Here is a 295-nt window from a genome sequence, read left to right on the forward strand (position 1 = left end):
CTTCCAGACCCACATCCGCCTCGCGGGCATCATCAACCGCTACGGATAGCCCGCCCTCGTCACGCCGACCGAGCCCGGTGGCGCCGCACCGCAGCCCTGTTCGCGCATCGCACCGAGCAGTAGCGTTGCCGGCCGTTGCGGGTGACATCGCCCACGACGGCCGAACAGGGATCCCCCGGATCCTCGCCCGCCGCGCAGCGCGCCAGGCGGTGCATGCCGCGGGTGGCGAGGTGCAGCGAGGTGCCGACGCTGATGACGGCTGAGAGCACGTGCGCCAGGGAGCGCGCGTCGTCGT

At 72.5% G+C, this 295-nt stretch carries 1 protein-coding gene; it reads right to left on the bottom strand.

Annotated features, from left to right (window positions below):
* Nucleotides 1-59 precede the first annotated feature (59 nt).
* Nucleotides 60-295, bottom strand: a 236-nt coding sequence (locus CH42_RS00120; RefSeq protein WP_193392059.1) for a CGNR zinc finger domain-containing protein, incomplete at its 5' end; no start/stop codon positions are given.

Source organism: Leucobacter musarum subsp. musarum (assembly GCF_001273845.1).
GTDB classification, from domain to species: Bacteria; Actinomycetota; Actinomycetes; order Actinomycetales; family Microbacteriaceae; genus Leucobacter; species Leucobacter musarum.